This is a genomic window from Oscillatoria sp. HE19RPO (genome assembly GCF_024220515.1).
In the GTDB taxonomy this organism is placed as follows: domain Bacteria; phylum Cyanobacteriota; class Cyanobacteriia; order Cyanobacteriales; family Laspinemataceae; genus Laspinema.
Genome location: NZ_JAMXOT010000121.1, coordinates 12,851 through 28,670 on the forward strand (window position 1 = coordinate 12,851; position 15,820 = coordinate 28,670).

At 46.2% G+C, this 15,820-nt stretch carries 20 protein-coding genes; 10 read left to right on the forward strand and 10 right to left on the reverse strand.

Annotated features, from left to right (window positions below; genetic code table 11):
* Positions 1-87 precede the first annotated feature (87 nt).
* Positions 88-177 carry a cytochrome b6-f complex subunit PetN gene (gene petN, locus NG833_RS11635; protein ID WP_015151762.1) on the forward strand — a complete coding sequence of 30 codons (90 nt, stop codon included), beginning with the start codon at positions 88-90 and terminating at the stop codon, positions 175-177.
* A gap of 218 nt (positions 178-395) precedes the next feature.
* On the forward strand, positions 396-995 hold the full coding sequence (locus tag NG833_RS11640; RefSeq protein WP_254565456.1) for a DJ-1/PfpI family protein: 600 nt from the start codon (positions 396-398) through the stop codon (positions 993-995).
* A 571-nt stretch (positions 996-1,566) separates the two neighbouring features.
* On the opposite strand, the gene NG833_RS11645 is transcribed toward NG833_RS11640, so the two are convergent.
* Positions 1,567-1,803 carry a hypothetical protein gene (locus tag NG833_RS11645; protein ID WP_254565457.1) on the reverse strand — a complete coding sequence of 79 codons (237 nt, stop codon included), beginning with the start codon at positions 1,801-1,803 and terminating at the stop codon, positions 1,567-1,569.
* A gap of 135 nt (positions 1,804-1,938) precedes the next feature.
* Between NG833_RS11645 and NG833_RS11650 the strand changes: the two genes are divergently transcribed.
* From NG833_RS11650 to NG833_RS11660, 3 genes are read left to right on the forward strand one after another with little or no spacing between them, the layout of a single operon-like run.
* On the forward strand, positions 1,939-2,379 hold the full coding sequence (locus NG833_RS11650) for a hypothetical protein (RefSeq protein ID WP_015151759.1): 441 nt from the start codon (positions 1,939-1,941) through the stop codon (positions 2,377-2,379).
* Between the two features lie 3 nt (positions 2,380-2,382).
* On the forward strand, positions 2,383-2,604 hold the full coding sequence (locus NG833_RS11655) for a DUF167 domain-containing protein (RefSeq protein ID WP_254565458.1): 222 nt from the start codon (positions 2,383-2,385) through the stop codon (positions 2,602-2,604).
* A gap of 36 nt (positions 2,605-2,640) precedes the next feature.
* Positions 2,641-3,465 (forward strand): ABC transporter permease, encoded by an 825-nt coding sequence (locus NG833_RS11660; RefSeq protein WP_254565459.1) that lies wholly within the window; start codon positions 2,641-2,643, stop codon positions 3,463-3,465.
* A gap of 279 nt (positions 3,466-3,744) precedes the next feature.
* Here the strand turns inward: NG833_RS11660 and NG833_RS11665 are convergent, their stop codons facing one another.
* The 5 genes from NG833_RS11665 to NG833_RS11685 all read right to left on the reverse strand — a co-directional run bounded on the left by NG833_RS11665 (position 3,745) and on the right by NG833_RS11685 (position 7,618).
* The gene (locus NG833_RS11665) at positions 3,745-4,773 is read right to left on the reverse strand and encodes a hypothetical protein (RefSeq protein ID WP_254565460.1); all 1,029 of its coding nucleotides are present in this window, start codon (positions 4,771-4,773) and stop codon (positions 3,745-3,747) included.
* Between the two features lie 2 nt (positions 4,774-4,775).
* A complete protein-coding gene (locus NG833_RS11670) occupies positions 4,776-5,327 on the reverse strand; it encodes a DnaJ family molecular chaperone (protein WP_254565461.1) in 552 nt (183 codons plus the stop codon).
* Between the two features lie 250 nt (positions 5,328-5,577).
* Entirely contained in the window at positions 5,578-5,796 is a 219-nt protein-coding gene (locus NG833_RS11675; RefSeq protein ID WP_254565462.1) for a hypothetical protein, read from the reverse strand.
* A 269-nt stretch (positions 5,797-6,065) separates the two neighbouring features.
* Entirely contained in the window at positions 6,066-6,419 is a 354-nt protein-coding gene (locus NG833_RS11680; protein ID WP_254565463.1) for a phage holin family protein, read from the reverse strand.
* Between the two features lie 359 nt (positions 6,420-6,778).
* Entirely contained in the window at positions 6,779-7,618 is an 840-nt protein-coding gene (locus tag NG833_RS11685; protein ID WP_254565464.1) for an energy-coupling factor ABC transporter ATP-binding protein, read from the reverse strand.
* Positions 7,619-7,684: 66 nt separating this feature from the next.
* Between NG833_RS11685 and NG833_RS11690 the strand changes: the two genes are divergently transcribed.
* Complete coding sequence (locus tag NG833_RS11690) at positions 7,685-8,647, forward strand: ion transporter (RefSeq protein ID WP_254565465.1); 963 nt, start codon at positions 7,685-7,687, stop codon at positions 8,645-8,647.
* Here the strand turns inward: NG833_RS11690 and cbiQ are convergent.
* From cbiQ to NG833_RS11710, 4 genes are all read right to left on the reverse strand, one after another.
* Positions 8,642-9,418, reverse strand: coding sequence for a cobalt ECF transporter T component CbiQ (cbiQ, locus tag NG833_RS11695; protein ID WP_254565466.1), 777 nt, complete (start codon positions 9,416-9,418; stop codon positions 8,642-8,644). The two genes, NG833_RS11690 and cbiQ, sit on opposite strands and share 6 nt — an antisense overlap.
* Positions 9,419-9,639: 221 nt before the next feature.
* Positions 9,640-10,281: a cobalt transporter CbiM gene (cbiM, locus tag NG833_RS11700; RefSeq protein ID WP_254565467.1), complete on the reverse strand. Its 642-nt coding sequence runs from the start codon at positions 10,279-10,281 to the stop codon at positions 9,640-9,642.
* Between the two features lie 61 nt (positions 10,282-10,342).
* Complete coding sequence (locus NG833_RS11705) at positions 10,343-10,927, reverse strand: DUF4198 domain-containing protein (RefSeq protein ID WP_254565468.1); 585 nt, start codon at positions 10,925-10,927, stop codon at positions 10,343-10,345.
* Positions 10,928-10,990: 63 nt separating this feature from the next.
* Positions 10,991-11,872 (reverse strand): DUF4382 domain-containing protein, encoded by an 882-nt coding sequence (locus NG833_RS11710; RefSeq protein WP_254565469.1) that lies wholly within the window; start codon positions 11,870-11,872, stop codon positions 10,991-10,993.
* Positions 11,873-12,488: 616 nt separating this feature from the next.
* Here NG833_RS11710 and NG833_RS11715 point away from each other — a divergent pair.
* From NG833_RS11715 to NG833_RS11730, 4 genes are all read left to right on the forward strand, one after another.
* Positions 12,489-12,923, forward strand: a complete 435-nt coding sequence (locus NG833_RS11715) for a bacterioferritin (RefSeq protein ID WP_207089420.1) — start codon at positions 12,489-12,491, stop codon at positions 12,921-12,923.
* 207 nt (positions 12,924-13,130) lie between these two features.
* Positions 13,131-13,565 carry a ferritin-like domain-containing protein gene (locus NG833_RS11720; RefSeq protein ID WP_254565470.1) on the forward strand — a complete coding sequence of 145 codons (435 nt, stop codon included), beginning with the start codon at positions 13,131-13,133 and terminating at the stop codon, positions 13,563-13,565.
* A 95-nt stretch (positions 13,566-13,660) separates the two neighbouring features.
* Complete coding sequence (locus NG833_RS11725; protein ID WP_254565471.1) at positions 13,661-14,647, forward strand: FTR1 family protein; 987 nt, start codon at positions 13,661-13,663, stop codon at positions 14,645-14,647.
* Complete coding sequence (locus NG833_RS11730; protein WP_254565472.1) at positions 14,644-15,450, forward strand: MOSC domain-containing protein; 807 nt, start codon at positions 14,644-14,646, stop codon at positions 15,448-15,450. Before NG833_RS11725 ends, NG833_RS11730 begins: the two co-directional genes overlap by 4 nt.
* The last annotated feature ends 370 nt before the right edge of the window (positions 15,451-15,820 follow it).

Genomic DNA, 15,820 nt, shown 5'->3' on the forward strand with positions numbered 1-15,820 from the left:
CGATCGCCCTTCAAGTCCATTCCGTCCCGCTTTGACGTATGATTAACATTTGAAATCCTTTGTGATCATGACTGGTGAAATAAGACTATGGATATTCTGACTGTCGGCTGGGCTGCTTTTTTAGGTGTTTTTACTTTCTCCATCTCGATGGTGATTTGGGGCCGCAACGGTTTCTAGCAACACCAGGCAGGGGAGCAATCCCCCGCCTGGAGGGCGATTCGCGAATCGCCCCTACAGAGGACCGAATGTAGGGGCGATTCGCGAATCGCCCCTACAAGGTTTTAACCCCCGTTGGGTGTTGCCACTGATTAAAATGAAGCAAAGCTGACGGGTTACGCAGTAAGTCAGTTTTGCTTCATTTTTTTGTCTTTTAACTTTTGCCAAGGAGTCCAAACATGACTGGAAAGCGGATTTTGATGTTGGTGGGCGATTATGTGGAAGATTATGAAGTGATGGTCCCCTTTCAAGCGCTGCAAATGGTGGGTCATATCGTTCATGCCGTCTGTCCCGATAAGACTGCTGGAGAAACGGTTCGGACTGCGATTCACGATTTTGAAGGGGACCAAACCTATAGCGAAAAACCGGGACATAATTTCGCCCTGAATGCGACGTTTGCGGAAGTGGATCCGGCAACCTATGATGCGTTGGTAATCCCAGGAGGACGTGCGCCGGAATACATTCGCCTAAATGAGCGGGTTTTGGAAATTACTCGTCATTTTGCTCAGGAAAATAAGCCGATCGCCTCAATTTGTCACGGATTGCAACTGTTGGCAGCAGCAGATGTCCTACAAGGGAAACGCTGCACTGCTTACCCCGCCTGTGGTCCCGATGTGACTCGCGCTGGGGGGACTTATGTGGCGATCGCCGTGGATGAGGCGATAGTAGATGGTAATCTGGTCACGGCCCCCGCTTGGCCTGCTCATTCCGCTTGGTTGGCGGAATTTCTCAAAGTTTTAGGCACGAAAATCGAGCATCGCGACCTAGCGGCAGTTTAATCTTAACAGGATTTATGCCTAAACTCTCAATTGTAGGGTTGATTCGCGAATCAACCCTACAATTGAGGTTCACTTTCCCAAAACTTATGCAATCTCTAACATTAGACCTCTTGCAAAAAAAAGGATTGATCCCCCCAACCCCCCTGATTATCCCCCTCCCGTCCCCCTTAAGAAGGGGGAGGCCAGAGGAATAAATATTTAGTTCCTGGGGGGCTTTAAAGAATTTTGCAAGAGGTCTATTGAACCGCAAATGTAGAGGCGATTCGCGAATCGCCTCTACATTTTGGCGTTTGCTGTCCAAAAATGTGTAAGTGTGGGAGCATCTCAATTTGTTCAAGAGACCTAACCGCCGGTGCCCCCTTCCCTGTCTAGGGAAGGGGGAGCCGTCAGGGGGAGTCTCAAAGCCCCTCCAGCAATAAAAAAAGTTCCTGATTCTCCCTCTCCTTGTAGGAGAGGGCCGGGGGAGAGGTGGGGAGGGGTTTGGGGAGAGGTCCGACTGGTTTTTAGGCAACATTGAGATGCTCCCGTAAGTGCTGTCTCCAAAAATGTGTAAGTCCGGCCTCAATCTGCGTTAGAACCACCGCCACCAGCGACCCAGAAATTGCCAAAAGCGATCGCCCCATTGGGCGGCACAGAACCCGAATAGGGTCCCTAATCCTAAACTCCAGGCGACTGCACCGACCGCAGTCATCCCATCCCAAATGAAAAATATCGCGATAAATATTCCGGCGATCGCCCCACAGACAAATCGGACAATCCATCCGGTGAGATCCGGGCGACGCTTGGGATGCGGGTGTTGCTGTGTCATGACCGATTCCTCTTCATTAGGGGGCTTTGCCCCGTTACATACCATACTTTGGCCAACTTCGTGCCAAGATTTACAAAAATTTATGGAAACCTGCGACATAATCAGAACTATAAGAAACCTGATGGAGGAAAATCCATGCGTTTAACTGAGTCTGTTAAAGTTCGGCTTTTAGAAACCATGCAGTCTGGAATGACTGAGTTTTATACCCCCCAATCCAGTCATGAAACCATGTTAGTCCAGGTAAAAGCGCGGACCTGCGATGATTTATTCGTTCACCATTTTCAGACGGATCAATTGCTGGTGGTCCGGGGCAGTTTTGTGTTAGTCGTGTTACAGGACGGTGAATACCGCTATATTCCTTTGAGCGATCGCTATCCGGCAGTGGTCACCATTCCGCCTAGAGTTCCCCATAGTGCGATTAATTTCAGCGATGAACCCTGTCTGGTGGTGAATGCGGTGTTGCGAAATGGAACCCCTAATCCCCGGGATTATCGCCCGATGAAACCTCGAATTCCTTATGATTTAGTTGCGGCGCGATCGGCGTTGGATCAGATGATTAGTCCTGTTGTTGCTTAAATTGTGCCAGTCTACCGAATTAAAGTTAAACCGAATTCTAAACAGCAGCAGATTACGGAAGAACCTGATGGCAGTTTGACGATTCGTCTGAAATCCCCTCCGGTTGATGACAAGGCGAATGCCGAGTTAATTAAACTGTTGGCGGATAAATTTGAGGTTCCCAAATCTGCCATTGTGATTAAATCGGGTTTTTCCTCTCGAAACAAAGTCGTGGAAGTGTTGTAAAACTGAAGAAGGAAAACAAGACAACAAGCGGGTATTGTGGCATCTGAACTCAAACTAAAACCGGAAGTGACTTCTGGGCGATCGCGATCGCCCCTATCCACCCTCTGGGACGATAGTATCACGATTTTATGGGGAGACTGGCTCGATTTACGGGTGCGGGTAGTCCAAGTGGCCGCCTCGGGACTGGTTTCTCCGTTGATTTATATCCTAGCATTTGGTTTAGGGTTAGGAAATACCATGCGATCGGGCATGGATGGGGGAAATAGTTACCTAGAATTCATGTTACCGGGAATGGTCGCCCTGTCTTCCATGACGATCTGTTTTGCCGGGACAGTGTTTTCCATTTGTGGGGAACGTTTATTTACTAAAAACTTTGAAGAAATGCTGCTGTTGCCGATCCATCCCCTCTCGTTATATCTCGGCAAAATGATGGCTGGAATTTTGCGCGGGTTGATGACCTCCGGTTCGGTCCTCCTCGTTGCAATTCTGTTTACTGGCAAAATTTGGAGTTTCCTCAATCCCCTATTTTTACTGGTATTACTGCTCAATTGTGCCGTATTTTCGGGATTGGGAGTGTTGGTGGGATTAACGGTCAAATCCTTGGAAAGTGTGGGGATTTATAACAATTTTATCATTGTTCCCATGTCATTTCTAGGAGCAACTTTTTTTGACCCAGTGCAATTACCAGCGGCGTTAAAAGTGGTGGTGTATCTGTTGCCTTTGACTTATACCAGTATTGGATTGAGGGCCGCTGCTTACGATATGAATCAGTTTCCCTGGTATAGTCTGGTTGTTCTGGCGATCGCCGCCTTGGGATTATCCTTCCTCGGCGCAAGCAAATTTGCCAATCAGCAAGATTAGAATTCCTTACCTTGAAGGTAACACTACATGAAATTAGCCCGCGTATGCGGGCTAAATATGAGTCATTAATCTTGTAATTCACTCCATACCAAAGATTGATTATGCTTACTGTAGGCTACGCCAACGCAGTATAGGCGGAACATTGCGTTGGTTTTTGGTAGAGGTGGGGGATGAGGATGCGGCTATGGCAGATGAATTCGCTTAAGAGTACCCATGCTGTCATAGGTTGCTGAAACCGCTAGATCCAGATGACAATACACTAAGGACACTAACGAGAACTTAATCTCTACTTTTAGGTAGTGTTCGTTGTAATTGAGCCAATTTAATCATTAGAACTCCTCGCTTATTAAGTAAGGTTAAGATTAATTCATGCTTGTCGGGATAGCGCCACTCCACATACTCAATGAAGTCATCGATTGTACAAGTTTTTTGGGTTCCTCCATTCCATTGATGAAAATCCTCATGCAGTCTTTTGTCAATTGTTAATATGTTCTCTGGCTCGGCGCTGAGAGAATGATACACAGTTTTGTCATAAAGATGATGACCAACCAGTTCAATTCCTTGGTTATACTTATCTCTAAAGGCACCAGTCACCTGACAAGTTTTTTGATCTCTATTTTTGGCAAAGTTCATAGCTTGGTCAATTTGTTTTGGATCTGGAGAAGGTGCGATCGCCAGAAGTTTTAATACAACAGGAGGAGCCACTTCACTCACCCGTTTACAATAAGCTCGCCTCTCCTCGGATCGCAATTCTAAGGACAATTCTATACTAAGTTTTTCTAAGCCCGACAAAGAGAAGAATCTCATGCCTTCATAATTTTCAAAGTCTATATTCATTCTCATTGGGAAATTCGATCTTTGAATAGCTCTAAACGCCTCCTTTAACCTTGATGAAGTGGTCATAAATATCCGCACTACATCTGCTTGACTAAGCCAGTGACGTTCATTCCTAAAAACTAAAGAAGAACTATTTTTATACAGGGTTTTACGAATTTTTGCATCTATTTTATTGGTACTATATTTATCTAGTAATGCAATTACTCTTTTTAGGGAAATTTCAGTGGCTCCACCGCTCAAATCTAGATAGCTTGCAATAGCCAAAGCCCCTTCACGAGAAAATATTCTAATGGGCTGTTGCTTGTTTACATAATTTTGAACTACAAAATGTAACCATTCTTTGAGTCGAATACTTTCATCAGTCGATGTCTGTAAGCAATCAACTATTTCGTCCAAATTTTGTGGCTGTAGTTCTAAAGATTGAGCAAGCTTAGTTTCTTCAATATAGAAAACTTCTCTATCAAAATTCATGATCAAAATCCAGCAATTATACTCTTGTACATATTTTCCACTTGCTCAAAAATTGCTCGATCACCCGTTACTAAATTATCAGGATGATAAATTTTTGATAATTGATAGTAAGCAGTTTTAACATCATTCTTGGTGGCAGTTTGGGGATTTAAGTCAAATACTTGCCAGGGCTTAAAATATTTAAAGATATCAATTCCATTAATACAACCATATCCTTCCTGGCTTTGCTCATTTGGAAGAATACCCACAAATTTTCGATAGAGTGTTTCCCAAGTTGGTTTTAAGCGAAAGTTTAATTTGCCCATGCCATCAGTAGCCATCCTGAATGCACCAGATTTTTTCAACTCTGATGTATCCTTTACGCTAAAACGCTCATAGATAGCTTGTTTTAGTTCATTAGTCTTCAGAGACTGAGCTTTCTTACTTGACTTTTGCTTTGAGATCTCAAGAACGAAATAGGCAAATTCCTCCAAAAGCTTGGAGTCAACTTGCCTGACTTGAGCAAGACGATCTATCTCAGTCTTTACTTGGGGAGCTAGAACTACCTCTGGCATGGGAGTACCAACACAATTTTATTTTGTCCATTATACCAAGACATTCATTGTAAGTCAAGCGCAGGTCTTCGTTCAAAAAGTTTCGGTATTCTGCGGGTGTTATCTGGCTTTGGGATGGCTGCATTGCTCCTTACCCTAAAAAGAAAGCCCCTAACCGTCGGGCGACCTTGCATAAAAACGGGTAGTCCTAAATATGTAATGATTTATTATTTAGCAAATAATTTACGGAACTGTGCCGTAGTTCGAGACTTCATAGGGTCTCGGGATCGAGTTTTTGAGTTTGACCGGCGTGATACTCAGTCATTGCTGAAGCGGCGAGTTGGGCAAGGGTATCCGCCGATCGCGAGAAGGATTCATCCCAGTGTTGCTCATCCTCAATTTCTGCCAAAATCACAGAGGCGATCGCATCTTGTTCCTCTTCCGGTAAAGCCTGCATCAGGGCAATTGCCCGTTCCAGTAACTCAGTCATGGCGATTACTTAATTAAAAAAATATTTGATTAATTATAGCAGTTTTCATGTCATTAATTGCCGAGGAATGTTAGACAGGCGTTAGAGTGTTTGGATGCGGGGATTCGGTTTGGGAAGAACAATACAGAAAAGCGATCGCCAAGTGGTGATTTGAATGAGATGCCTGAGTATCGACAATTGTCCTTATTTTAAGTAACAAGAGGGGCGATCGCTTTTGTGTTTATCCCATCTGGGGGGAAGTTAGGCGGGCAATATTCCCCGATTCCGGACTAAAGCCTTGCCAATAGGTTAAACAGGATGGAGTTGATAAAGCTGAGGGCTAAGGTCCCGATGAGTGCACTCCAAACTCCCCAACGGAGGCGAAATCCGGTGACTAACCAAGCGGCTAATCCAAAGATAATCGCATTGATAACCAGGCTGAACAATCCCAGGGTGAGGAAGGTGATTGGGAAGGCTAAAACTTGTAAGATTGGCTTAATCAGCGCATTTAAAACGCCAAAGACGGCGGCGGAAATTAAGGCTTTTTGAAATCCATCTATTTCTACGCCGGTGGGCAGTTTAGAAATAATAAACAAGCTGATGGAGGTGATGATCCAGGTAATGAGTAAGCTAACGAGATCCATGAGAATGGCTCCTATTGAGCGGCTAAAAGATTATGATACAGGGAAAGGTTGATTTCTGCTGAGACAATTGGATATTCTGTCTTTGCAGGAGAAATCCGCATTCCCTGGACAGGTTATACAGACGGCAGGATGTCTGGTGGAGGTTTCTGGGAGGTGATACAGAAAATTTATATAACTGAGGCGATCGCCCGGTTTTCTTGGGGGGTCGCTACAGTAGGAAATCGATGAGGACAAGAAACCGGGTTTCTGGCGGGAATTTCTGGCAAATTAGCAGAAATTTGGATAAGAAACCCGGTTTCTAAGCGCTAGTGGCCCTCTGCCTGAGAATTGTGGGGAAATTCTGATGGCAGGGTCCCCGATTAGGGGTGATGAACAGGGCGATGGTGGAGGAGGGAGTGGGGTTTTTCCAACCCATGTGCTTCCATCAGGGGTGCATCTGCCATGACGACATCGGGACTGCCGGTGGTGATGATCCGTCCTTCGTCCATGAGGATGACCCGATCGCACACTTCGAGAATCAGTTCTAAGTCGTGAGAGGAAATTAGTAAGGTTTCCTGGGATGCCTGCAAGAAGTGGATTAAACGCCGACGGGCTCGCAAATCTAGGTTGGCGCTGGGTTCATCATAGAGGATAATTTGAGGTTGCATGGCTAAAACGGTGGCGATCGCCACCATCCGCTTTTGTCCGCCAGAAAGATGGTGGGGGGGACGAGTTTCTAGGTCCCGGACTCCGGTTAAGTCGAGGGCGGTTCTGACGCGATCGCTCAATTCTGACCCAGATAGTCCCATATTTTGCGGTCCAAAGGCAACATCATCCCAGACGGATGCCGAGAAGAGTTGATCGTTGGGGTTTTGAAACACTAAGCCAATTTCGGGACGGAATTCCCCGGGAATAACGGGACTATTCAAGAGGGTGATTTGTCCAGAAATGGGCTTGAGAATGCCACAAATGGATAAAAATAAACTGGTTTTGCCTGCACCATTGGACCCAATCAGTCCGATGCGATCGCCTTGGTGAATTCGCAGACTGATATTTTGTAAAACATCGGCTTTGTCAGGATAGGAGAAGCAGAGTTCATCAATGGCGACTGCCACATTCTCCCGGGTGATCGCCACGGAATTGGATGAGACTTCTAAAAGATTCCCGGGGAGATTATCTGTGAGGTTGTTAGAGGTTAAGGGTTCTATCTGTTCTTTCATCGGATATGATAGGATGAGCAATAGTGCGGTTAAATTTTTAAAGCGTCATGAGATAAATAACACATCATGAGCCAATCCATAAAAGCTAGAGTTTATCAAGTTCTCGAATCTTCAGACCCGACGGATTTATTAAGCCGGGTTGATGACTGGGGGGTCAGCCTGTTAGTTGTTTTAGATGTCACGGCTTTTATTTTAGAAACTTCGGCATTTATTTCCTCTAATTTTCAGCTTTTTGTTGATGAAATCGAAATTGTGGCCGTGGCCTGCTTTAGTTTATTATATATTATCCAACTTTGGTGCTGTACCGTCGATCCGCGATATGCTCATCCGGTGTGGGGACGATTGCGCTATGCGACAACGCCGTTGATGGTGATTGATTTAATCGCCATTTTGCCGTTTTATTTGATGGTATTATTTCCTCTAATTCGTTCGATAAATTTTGTTAATGTTTTGCGCCTGTTGCGACTGCTCAAATTAATTCGCTACTCCGATGCCCTCCAAACCATTCTCCGGGTGATTGAGTCCAAAAAAAATGAATTAATCATGACGGTGTTTACGGTGTTTATTTTACTAATTTTTGCCTCAAGTTTGATGTTTTTTGCTGAAAGTCAGGAACAACCGGATGCGTTTCCCAGTATTCCGGCAGCGATGTGGTGGGGAGTGGTGACATTAACTACGGTGGGGTATGGGGATGTGTATCCGGTGACGGTTTTGGGTAAATTATTTGGGGCAACTTTGGCGTTTATTGGGATTGGATTGTTTGCCTTGCCTGCGGGGATTGTTGCTGCTGGATTTTCGGAAGAATTGCAACGCAAAAAGGCACAACAGTTGAAGACTCCAAAGATACCCCATTGGGAAGATGCGGAACGGTTGGCGATCGCCACTCATCTCGATCGCTCATCGGATGTGATGAAAACCTGTATTGAAATGGCGAAAACTAAATTTGGGGATAGTTTCGACAATGAAGAACTAATCCGCGATTTAGCCTTGTCCTTGTATGAAGAAGCCTCCCGAAAGTTTAAGTTATAAACTGCCCGAAGATAGCCACAATTCTGCTGCCATAAACGTCCCCGCAAGCCCCAAAACCAATCCTAAACCCATCACATCTTTGAATTGCCAAGGCTGAGTCTGGTAGAGAACGGTTTTTTGACCATAACCCCGCAATCGCATCGCCTGATAAATTCGTTCTGATTGCTCATAACTTTGGACTAACAGGGTTCCCGCAACGGAGGCAAAGGTTTGTAAAGCGCGGGGGGTGAGGCGGGTGCGTTTGAACCCTCGCAAACGCATAGCAGACTGCATCGTATGCAGGCGATCGCCGAGTTCAAATAAATACCGATAAAACAGCACCATCATATCGGTTAAAATCGGAGACAAACCCAGGGTTCTTAGGGTTCTAATTGTGGTTAAAAAAGAAGCCGTCCCAAACAAAACCAACGACAGGGTAATAATCGCTAAAAACCGACTGGCGATGGTTACCATTGCCAGCAGTCCTTCTTGATAGAGGGCAATCGGACCGAGTTTAAATAGCACCGTCTGTCCGGAAATAAAGGGCAGAAATCCCACAACTCCCACCAGAAACAATCCTGGATAGCGCAACCGCATTCGCCAGTAAGCAAGGGGCAGTTGAGATAAAACATAAATGCCTGCACTCACCGCTAACATGGGCAGAATCAAGCGCCGATCCTGCACCATTGCAAAGGCAAAAATTAATCCCATCAATCCGATTAATTTACATCGGGGTTCCCATTGATGTAAGGGGGATTCTAAATGAGCATAATCGTCTAATCCAAACTTCATCCTGGTTCCTTGATAATTATTAGCTTTAGTTTTAAGTTCGGTTACACACCCACAGGCTCAAGCCTGGGGCTATACTAACAAAGCCCGCCTGCGCGGGCTAACCGATAAAATGGGGTATCATCCTAAATCCACTTGTGAAAGACCTATTTTACTCTTCAGCCCGCGCAGGCGGGCTTTGTCCGTGTAGCCCCAGGCTTGAGCCTGCGGGGTTTTTTTGAGGGCTAATCCCCAATCAGTTCCGGTTTAACCCGATTGAGAAAGAGGACTAACATCGCGGTAAATGCCCCTTCAATTAGCATTAAGGGAAGGTGAGCCAACATTAGTCCATAAATGGCATTTCTTTCCGTATTCACATCTAATTCCCCGGGAATAGTGGTGATGATGAGAACAAAAAAGATGGCCGCAGCTAGTCCTAATCCGACTGCACCCGCTAGAAAGGCAAATAAACTCAGGGTAATGTTTCCCGAACGGGTTTTAAACCAATGGCGCATCTGAAAGATTTGGTAAGCAATTAAGGCGGGAATTCCCATCATGATGGCATTGACTCCCAGGGTCGTTAGTCCCCCATGACCAAACATAATGGCTTGGAAAAATAACCCAATCAGAATGGCGGGAAAGGCATAATAACCGAGGACGGTGCCTAAGAGTCCATTAAGAACTAAGTGCACGCTGACGGGAGGGACGGGGATATGAATCCAAGAGGCGACAAAAAAGGCTGCGGTGAGTAAGGAGGCTTTGGGAATTTGCGCTTGGGGATTGCGATCGCGATTAATTTGGCGCAGGGAATACCAAGTGGCAGCCCCGGTTGCGCCATAACCGGCGATACAAAGACTAGCTGGAAGAATACCATCGGGAATATGCATTGAATCAAATCGAAAAGAGAGATTGCCCTAGGGCAAAATTTATATTAAGGGAGAGATTGAATTAGGCAACGGAATCTTTTTCTGTGCCGGGGCCACCTCGTCCGTTGCCATTAAACCGGGAAAAATATAGGGCAGTTCCGACAAATCCCCAGACCCCGGAGACGATCGCCAAGCCGGTGGGAAGAGGGTTGACCGAGGGACTCCGAGCACTGAGGGTCCCGGAACTGGGGGCAACCTTGGCAACGCCGTTGCTATCGGGAGGGGCAACTGCCGCCTCCGGGGGAGTTTCTGGGGCGATCGCCACATTTATGATCCCCCCATGACCCGCTTGCCGGACCCGAACCGCCCAATTTCCCGCCAGGGAGGGGTCCGGGGCAAACAAAAACCGTCCGTTTTTGTCCGCAGTCCCTTGCTGCCAGGGCGTTTCGGGGTCCGTGGGGGCATAAACGGTGATTTGGGCATTGGACATGGGGTCGCCATTATCGAAGAGGGCCTGGACCTCGACTGCTTCGAGGGTCTGATGAGTCAGTTGAACCCCGTGGGCGATCGCCGCTAGAGGATTTCCAAGGGTCCAGGCAAACAGCCCACTGGCAAACGCCCAGAGGACTGCCTCCGCAGCAGTTGGAGTGTTCGGTCGATTAATCATGGTAAAGTTTTGATTCCTGATGTGGATATTTTTCTTGCAAAGGTGGCAGGGTCAGGCTGTCTATCATAATGACGTAGATTCCTGACAATGGCCTTCTCCAACGTGCCCCAAGGAGGGGAGGAGGTTTTGCAGAGTTTGATAATCTTCTGGGGTAAGGGCTTGTTGGAGTTCTGTGGCGGTCATATTTACTTGATCCCCGGAGGCTAAAGCAGCGATCGGCTCAAATCCCAGGGCCTTGACGTTGATTTCATCATCTGCCGGTGCACCAGCATCGCCAAACAGGTGATCGAAATGGAAGGTGGCTTCTAACTGGCCCTGACTGCCCGGGGAAACCATGCCTTTGCGTTGATCCCCGACGAATTCGCCGCAGGTAAAGGCCATTTCGCGATCGAGTTTGAGGACAAAGGGGATGGTTTGTCCATCTTTTTGCGCCGTTCCATCCATGATTAAGCTGTAGCCTGCTGTAGGGCCTTCGGTTCCTTGGACCATTTTCCAGGAGAGGGCATTGTATTGACCCGCAGGTGCCGGGACTTCCGCCAGGACTGGGGAGGGGTTTTCTGGAGTGGCGGTTAAGTCTACGGTTTTCACTCCATCCAGTTGGACTTGTTGCTTGGGGTTTAGCTGACTGTCGGTTTCCGGATTGTAGGGGGGGTCGGTTTGGTAGGCGGTGACTTCAGCGAGGTTGACGTAAACATCATTAAAGTTGATCTCCCAACCATCTTTGGAGGTGAAGCCGTCTCGCACGAAGTCCTCACCGTTGGCGACAATTTGGAGTGTTCCGGTTTCTCCAGAGGCAGTTTCGGTTCCCGGAGTCTCGCTGGGGGCGGATTCTAGGGTGACGGGTTCGGGAGTTGAGGTGACTGGGGTGCTATCTCGCTCACACCCCATGAGTAGGGTGGGAAGGATTCCGGCTAGGAGGGTGAGAATAATTAAGTTTTTCTTCATTTTTTAAGGGGTTAATGAAAGATTGGTTGCGGCGATCGCCTCAGCCAGATTCGGAATATCCGTGAGGTTGTTTCGGATTGAGAACAGCTTGCGATCGCTCGAATATTAATAGGAAAGCGCGTTTTAGAAAACTTGACAATGCCCTCCTAGGGGATGAGGTTCTGTCTGGGAGGTGAGTATCTAAGGGCTGGAAAGGCTGACCCGGTAAGGTGTTTGCCCTATAAATTTTCTCCCTTGGGCCGGGGAGAAAGTTGGGATTTTTTTCATTAATTTTTGGTTAAGTGATGAAACCTTAATTTTTCTTGAAACTCGGGTCAACCCGATCGGAATTGTGGAATCCGATTTGGTGTAAAATTAAAAATTAGCTAGAAGAATCCATCCCCAGGTGGATTAAGTTTTTCACCTATTTTGATAGGAACCTCAACCCGCACAAAATCTGACCTTACTCTCCTGGCGATCGCCAGCGACTTCGGGCCAAACGGTTAATTATTGCAGGTTGGTAATTATCGGGATTGCAAAACACAAATAACCCATCCTAGCAGGGGAATCCCTACTTGATAATTGCGTCCAAAAAATGTTCAAATAATTGAACCCATCTGAAACCCTCGAAAACGACATGAAAGACCTCGATCTCCCAAAAACCATTGACTTGCTCAATACGATTATGGAATTTGAGCTGGCTGGTGTGGTACGCTATACCCATTATTCCCTAATGGTAACCGGCCCGAATCGGATTCCCATCGTCAGCTTTTTTCAAGCTCAAGCTGCGGAATCCCTCACCCATGCTCAACAGGTGGGAGAAATTATCACCGGGTTAGAAGGACATCCTAGCCTGAGAATTGCACCCATTGAGGAAAGCGATCGCCATTCCGTCCGTGACATTTTAGAGGAAAGTCTCAACCATGAGAAAAAAGCCCTCGATATGTACAAAGAATTGCTCGATACCGTAGAAAATGCCAGCGTGTATTTGGAAGAATTCGCGCGGACTCAAATTGGACAAGAAGAAATGCACAACATAGAAATTAAAAAAATGTTGCGCGATTTTATCTAAAGTCCGGTTGAATGGGCGATCGTCTCGCGCAATCTAGGCATTAAACACTCCGGCAAAAAGAAGCTGACAGATAAAGAGGGTTTGGCAACCAAACCCCTACAGGGGACTCGCCATCATTTCCATTCTGTTACTATTTTTTGACAGACAGAAAAGAGGGTTGCCAAACCCTCTCTACTCTTTCCCCGATGCTCAGACTCAAGTAAACAAATGAAAGAACTTAACCTTAAAAGAACCATTGAATTATTGAATAGTAGCATGGAGTTTGAACTGGCGGGGGTGGTGCTTTATACCCACTATTCCCTCGTGGTAACAGGACCCAATCGGATTCCCATTGTCAATTTTTTTCAAACTCAAGCTACTGACTCCCTGACTGGCGCTCAACAAATCGGAGAAATTATCACCGGGTTAGAAGGACATCCCAGTCTGCGGATTTCTACAATGGAGGAAAGCTATACCCATTCGGTTCGGATGATTCTTGAAGAAAGTATTAATCATGAAAAGAAAGGGCTGGAACGGTATAGGAACTTATTAGATTTGGTCAAAAATAGCAGTATTTATTTGGAAAAGTTTACTCGAAAAATGGTTGCTTCTTCAGAAGTTAATATCATTGAACTAAGAAAAATGCTGCGAGACATGACTTGATTTATTAAACTTATTCAATGGGTTTTTAGGGGTGCAATTATTGCCCCCATAATCCGATTAAAATCGATTTTCACAAAACTATTGAATTAATAGCTATGGAAATAAGTGCTGCTTTACCGACATTTGTAATTACCTTGCGGGAGGGAGTTGAAGCTGCTTTAGTGGTAGGGATTGTATTAGCTTGTTTGAAAAAAGCGCAACAAAGTCAGCTTAATCCTTGGGTGTATGCGGGGGTCGGAACGGGAATTGTTGCCAGTGGATTAGTGGGGATTATCTTTGGCGGAATTCTGCAAGCGGTGGGACAGTCGAATTGGCGATATGCACCAGCGATCGCACCGAGTCTCAAAGCGGGATTTTGTTTAGTTGCGATCGCCATGCTCAGTTGGATGCTGATTTGGATGACAAAACAAGCCAAATCCCTCAAAGGCGAAGTCGAAGGGGCCGTAAATGCCGCTTTATTTGAAGGAAACACTCCCTCCCAACTCCCGGAAGAAACCCGCAAAAATTCCCTCGAATATCAAGCCGGTTGGGGGGTATTTACCCTAATTTTTATCGCGGTTCTCCGAGAAGGATTTGAAACCGTGGTGTTTATTTTAGCCCAATTTGAGCGCGGTTGGACTCCAGTATTCGGTGCTTTTGCCGGGTTGATCGGGGCCTTTGCAATTGGTACGTTGCTGTTTAAATGGGGGGTAAAGATTAACCTGCGCCTCTTCTTCCAAATCATGGGAGTGTTTTTGCTATTAATCGTCTCCGGATTGGTGATTTCTGCCTTGAAAAGTGCCAATCTTGCGGTGATAGAATTCAGTGCAGTCGCCCCTCAGTTTGCCAGTTGGTGTCATCCCGGGACCGATTCCTGTATTTTAGGACCCCAAGTTTGGAATGCCACTCAAATTCTGCCGGATAACCGCTTTCCCGGCGTGGTTTTTAAAGCCCTATTTGGATATCGATCGCAACTGTATTTAGTGCAAGCTATCGCCTATTTGGTCTTTTTAATCACCGCCGGAGGCTTGTATTTTCAAAGTATTACCGGAAAAGAAACCGGAATCCAGGGTTCGGAAAGTAAGAGAGGATTAAGTCATTGAAGGAATCTCACGTTAAGCAGTTATTCTCCTATCCAATTAAGGGATTATCACCCCATCCAATCCAGGCTGTCACCCTAGAAAAGGATTGTGGCATCCGAGGCGATCGCGCCTTTGCCTTGAGGTTTTTAGATGGCAGTGATACGCCCCATCCCACCCTCGTCCCCTGGATGAGTAAAGGGCATTTTGCCGTTCAGAATGACTGGCCGAAATTGGCAAAATTAGACTGTTTTTATGATGCAGTAACTGACTGCCTCACGGTTCGTCACCAGGGAGTAACCCTCCTGGAAGCCGCAACAGAAACCCGCGCCGGACGCGATCGCATTAGTGCCTTTTTTACCGGATTTCTCGCCGATGCCAAACCCACGCCGGAAGCGAGACATCCTCAGTATTCCCCCTTACAGTTAGTCGGCAGTCGGACGGGTACAACCCGCTATCCAGATCGTGCACCTGTGCATATTTCTCTGATGAGTCAAGCGACTTTAAATGAGTTAAGTGAAGCTTGTGGAACTTTCGTTGATGTGCGACGATTTCGCCCGAATATTTTACTCGAAGGAATTTCCCCCTGGGAAGAATTTAACGGAGTTGGAGAAGAATTTTACTTAGGAGACTCTAAGATTGTGATTACAGCTAAAATTGGACGCTGTGCCAATATCGAAGTCGATCCAGACAGTGGCGATCGCAATTTAAGGTTATTATCAGTTTTGAAAAACCGATATGGTCATTTACAAACTGGCGTACTGGCTAAAATTATCACCCCGGGGTCGGTGAAAATCGGTGATTTTCTGACCGCAGTAGGCAGTTAGGAACATAGGAATTTGTAAAAACTGGAATCCGGGAACCCCACCCCTTTTCTCAAAAACCCCCTGTAGGGGCGATTCGAGAATCGCCCGAAAAACCCCCCCATATTCTCAAAAAAACCCCCTGTAGGGGCGATTCGAGAATCGCCGGAAAAAACCCCAGACCAACATATAGAAAATTAGGGAAATTTTATAGACTGGCGATTCGAGAATCGCCCCTACACAGAATTATTGCTCCCGGGAAAAATTTTCCTATTGTCTACAACAAAATCCTGTAGGGGCGATTCGAGAATCGCCCGAAAAAACCCAGACCAACATATAGAAAATTAGGGAAATTTTATAGACTGGCGATTCGAGAATCGCCCCTACACAGAAT

Bases quoted from the DNA above. Each gene is read 5' to 3' on its own strand.
- petN (WP_015151762.1), top strand. From the start codon at position 88: ATGGATATTCTGACTGTCGGCTGGGCTGCTTTTTTAGGTGTTTTTACT.
- NG833_RS11640 (WP_254565456.1), top strand. From the start codon at position 396: ATGACTGGAAAGCGGATTTTGATGTTGGTGGGCGATTATGTGGAAGAT.
- NG833_RS11645 (WP_254565457.1), bottom strand. From the start codon at position 1,803: ATGACACAGCAACACCCGCATCCCAAGCGTCGCCCGGATCTCACCGGA.
- NG833_RS11650 (WP_015151759.1), top strand. From the start codon at position 1,939: ATGCGTTTAACTGAGTCTGTTAAAGTTCGGCTTTTAGAAACCATGCAG.
- NG833_RS11665 (WP_254565460.1), bottom strand. From the start codon at position 4,773: ATGAATTTTGATAGAGAAGTTTTCTATATTGAAGAAACTAAGCTTGCT.
- NG833_RS11670 (WP_254565461.1), bottom strand. From the start codon at position 5,327: ATGCCAGAGGTAGTTCTAGCTCCCCAAGTAAAGACTGAGATAGATCGT.
- NG833_RS11675 (WP_254565462.1), bottom strand. From the start codon at position 5,796: ATGACTGAGTTACTGGAACGGGCAATTGCCCTGATGCAGGCTTTACCG.
- NG833_RS11680 (WP_254565463.1), bottom strand. From the start codon at position 6,419: ATGGATCTCGTTAGCTTACTCATTACCTGGATCATCACCTCCATCAGC.
- NG833_RS11685 (WP_254565464.1), bottom strand. From the start codon at position 7,618: ATGAAAGAACAGATAGAACCCTTAACCTCTAACAACCTCACAGATAAT.
- NG833_RS11690 (WP_254565465.1), top strand. From the start codon at position 7,685: ATGAGCCAATCCATAAAAGCTAGAGTTTATCAAGTTCTCGAATCTTCA.
- cbiQ (WP_254565466.1), bottom strand. From the start codon at position 9,418: ATGAAGTTTGGATTAGACGATTATGCTCATTTAGAATCCCCCTTACAT.
- cbiM (WP_254565467.1), bottom strand. From the start codon at position 10,281: ATGCATATTCCCGATGGTATTCTTCCAGCTAGTCTTTGTATCGCCGGT.
- NG833_RS11705 (WP_254565468.1), bottom strand. From the start codon at position 10,927: ATGATTAATCGACCGAACACTCCAACTGCTGCGGAGGCAGTCCTCTGG.
- NG833_RS11710 (WP_254565469.1), bottom strand. From the start codon at position 11,872: ATGAAGAAAAACTTAATTATTCTCACCCTCCTAGCCGGAATCCTTCCC.
- NG833_RS11715 (WP_207089420.1), top strand. From the start codon at position 12,489: ATGAAAGACCTCGATCTCCCAAAAACCATTGACTTGCTCAATACGATT.
- NG833_RS11720 (WP_254565470.1), top strand. From the start codon at position 13,131: ATGAAAGAACTTAACCTTAAAAGAACCATTGAATTATTGAATAGTAGC.
- NG833_RS11725 (WP_254565471.1), top strand. From the start codon at position 13,661: ATGGAAATAAGTGCTGCTTTACCGACATTTGTAATTACCTTGCGGGAG.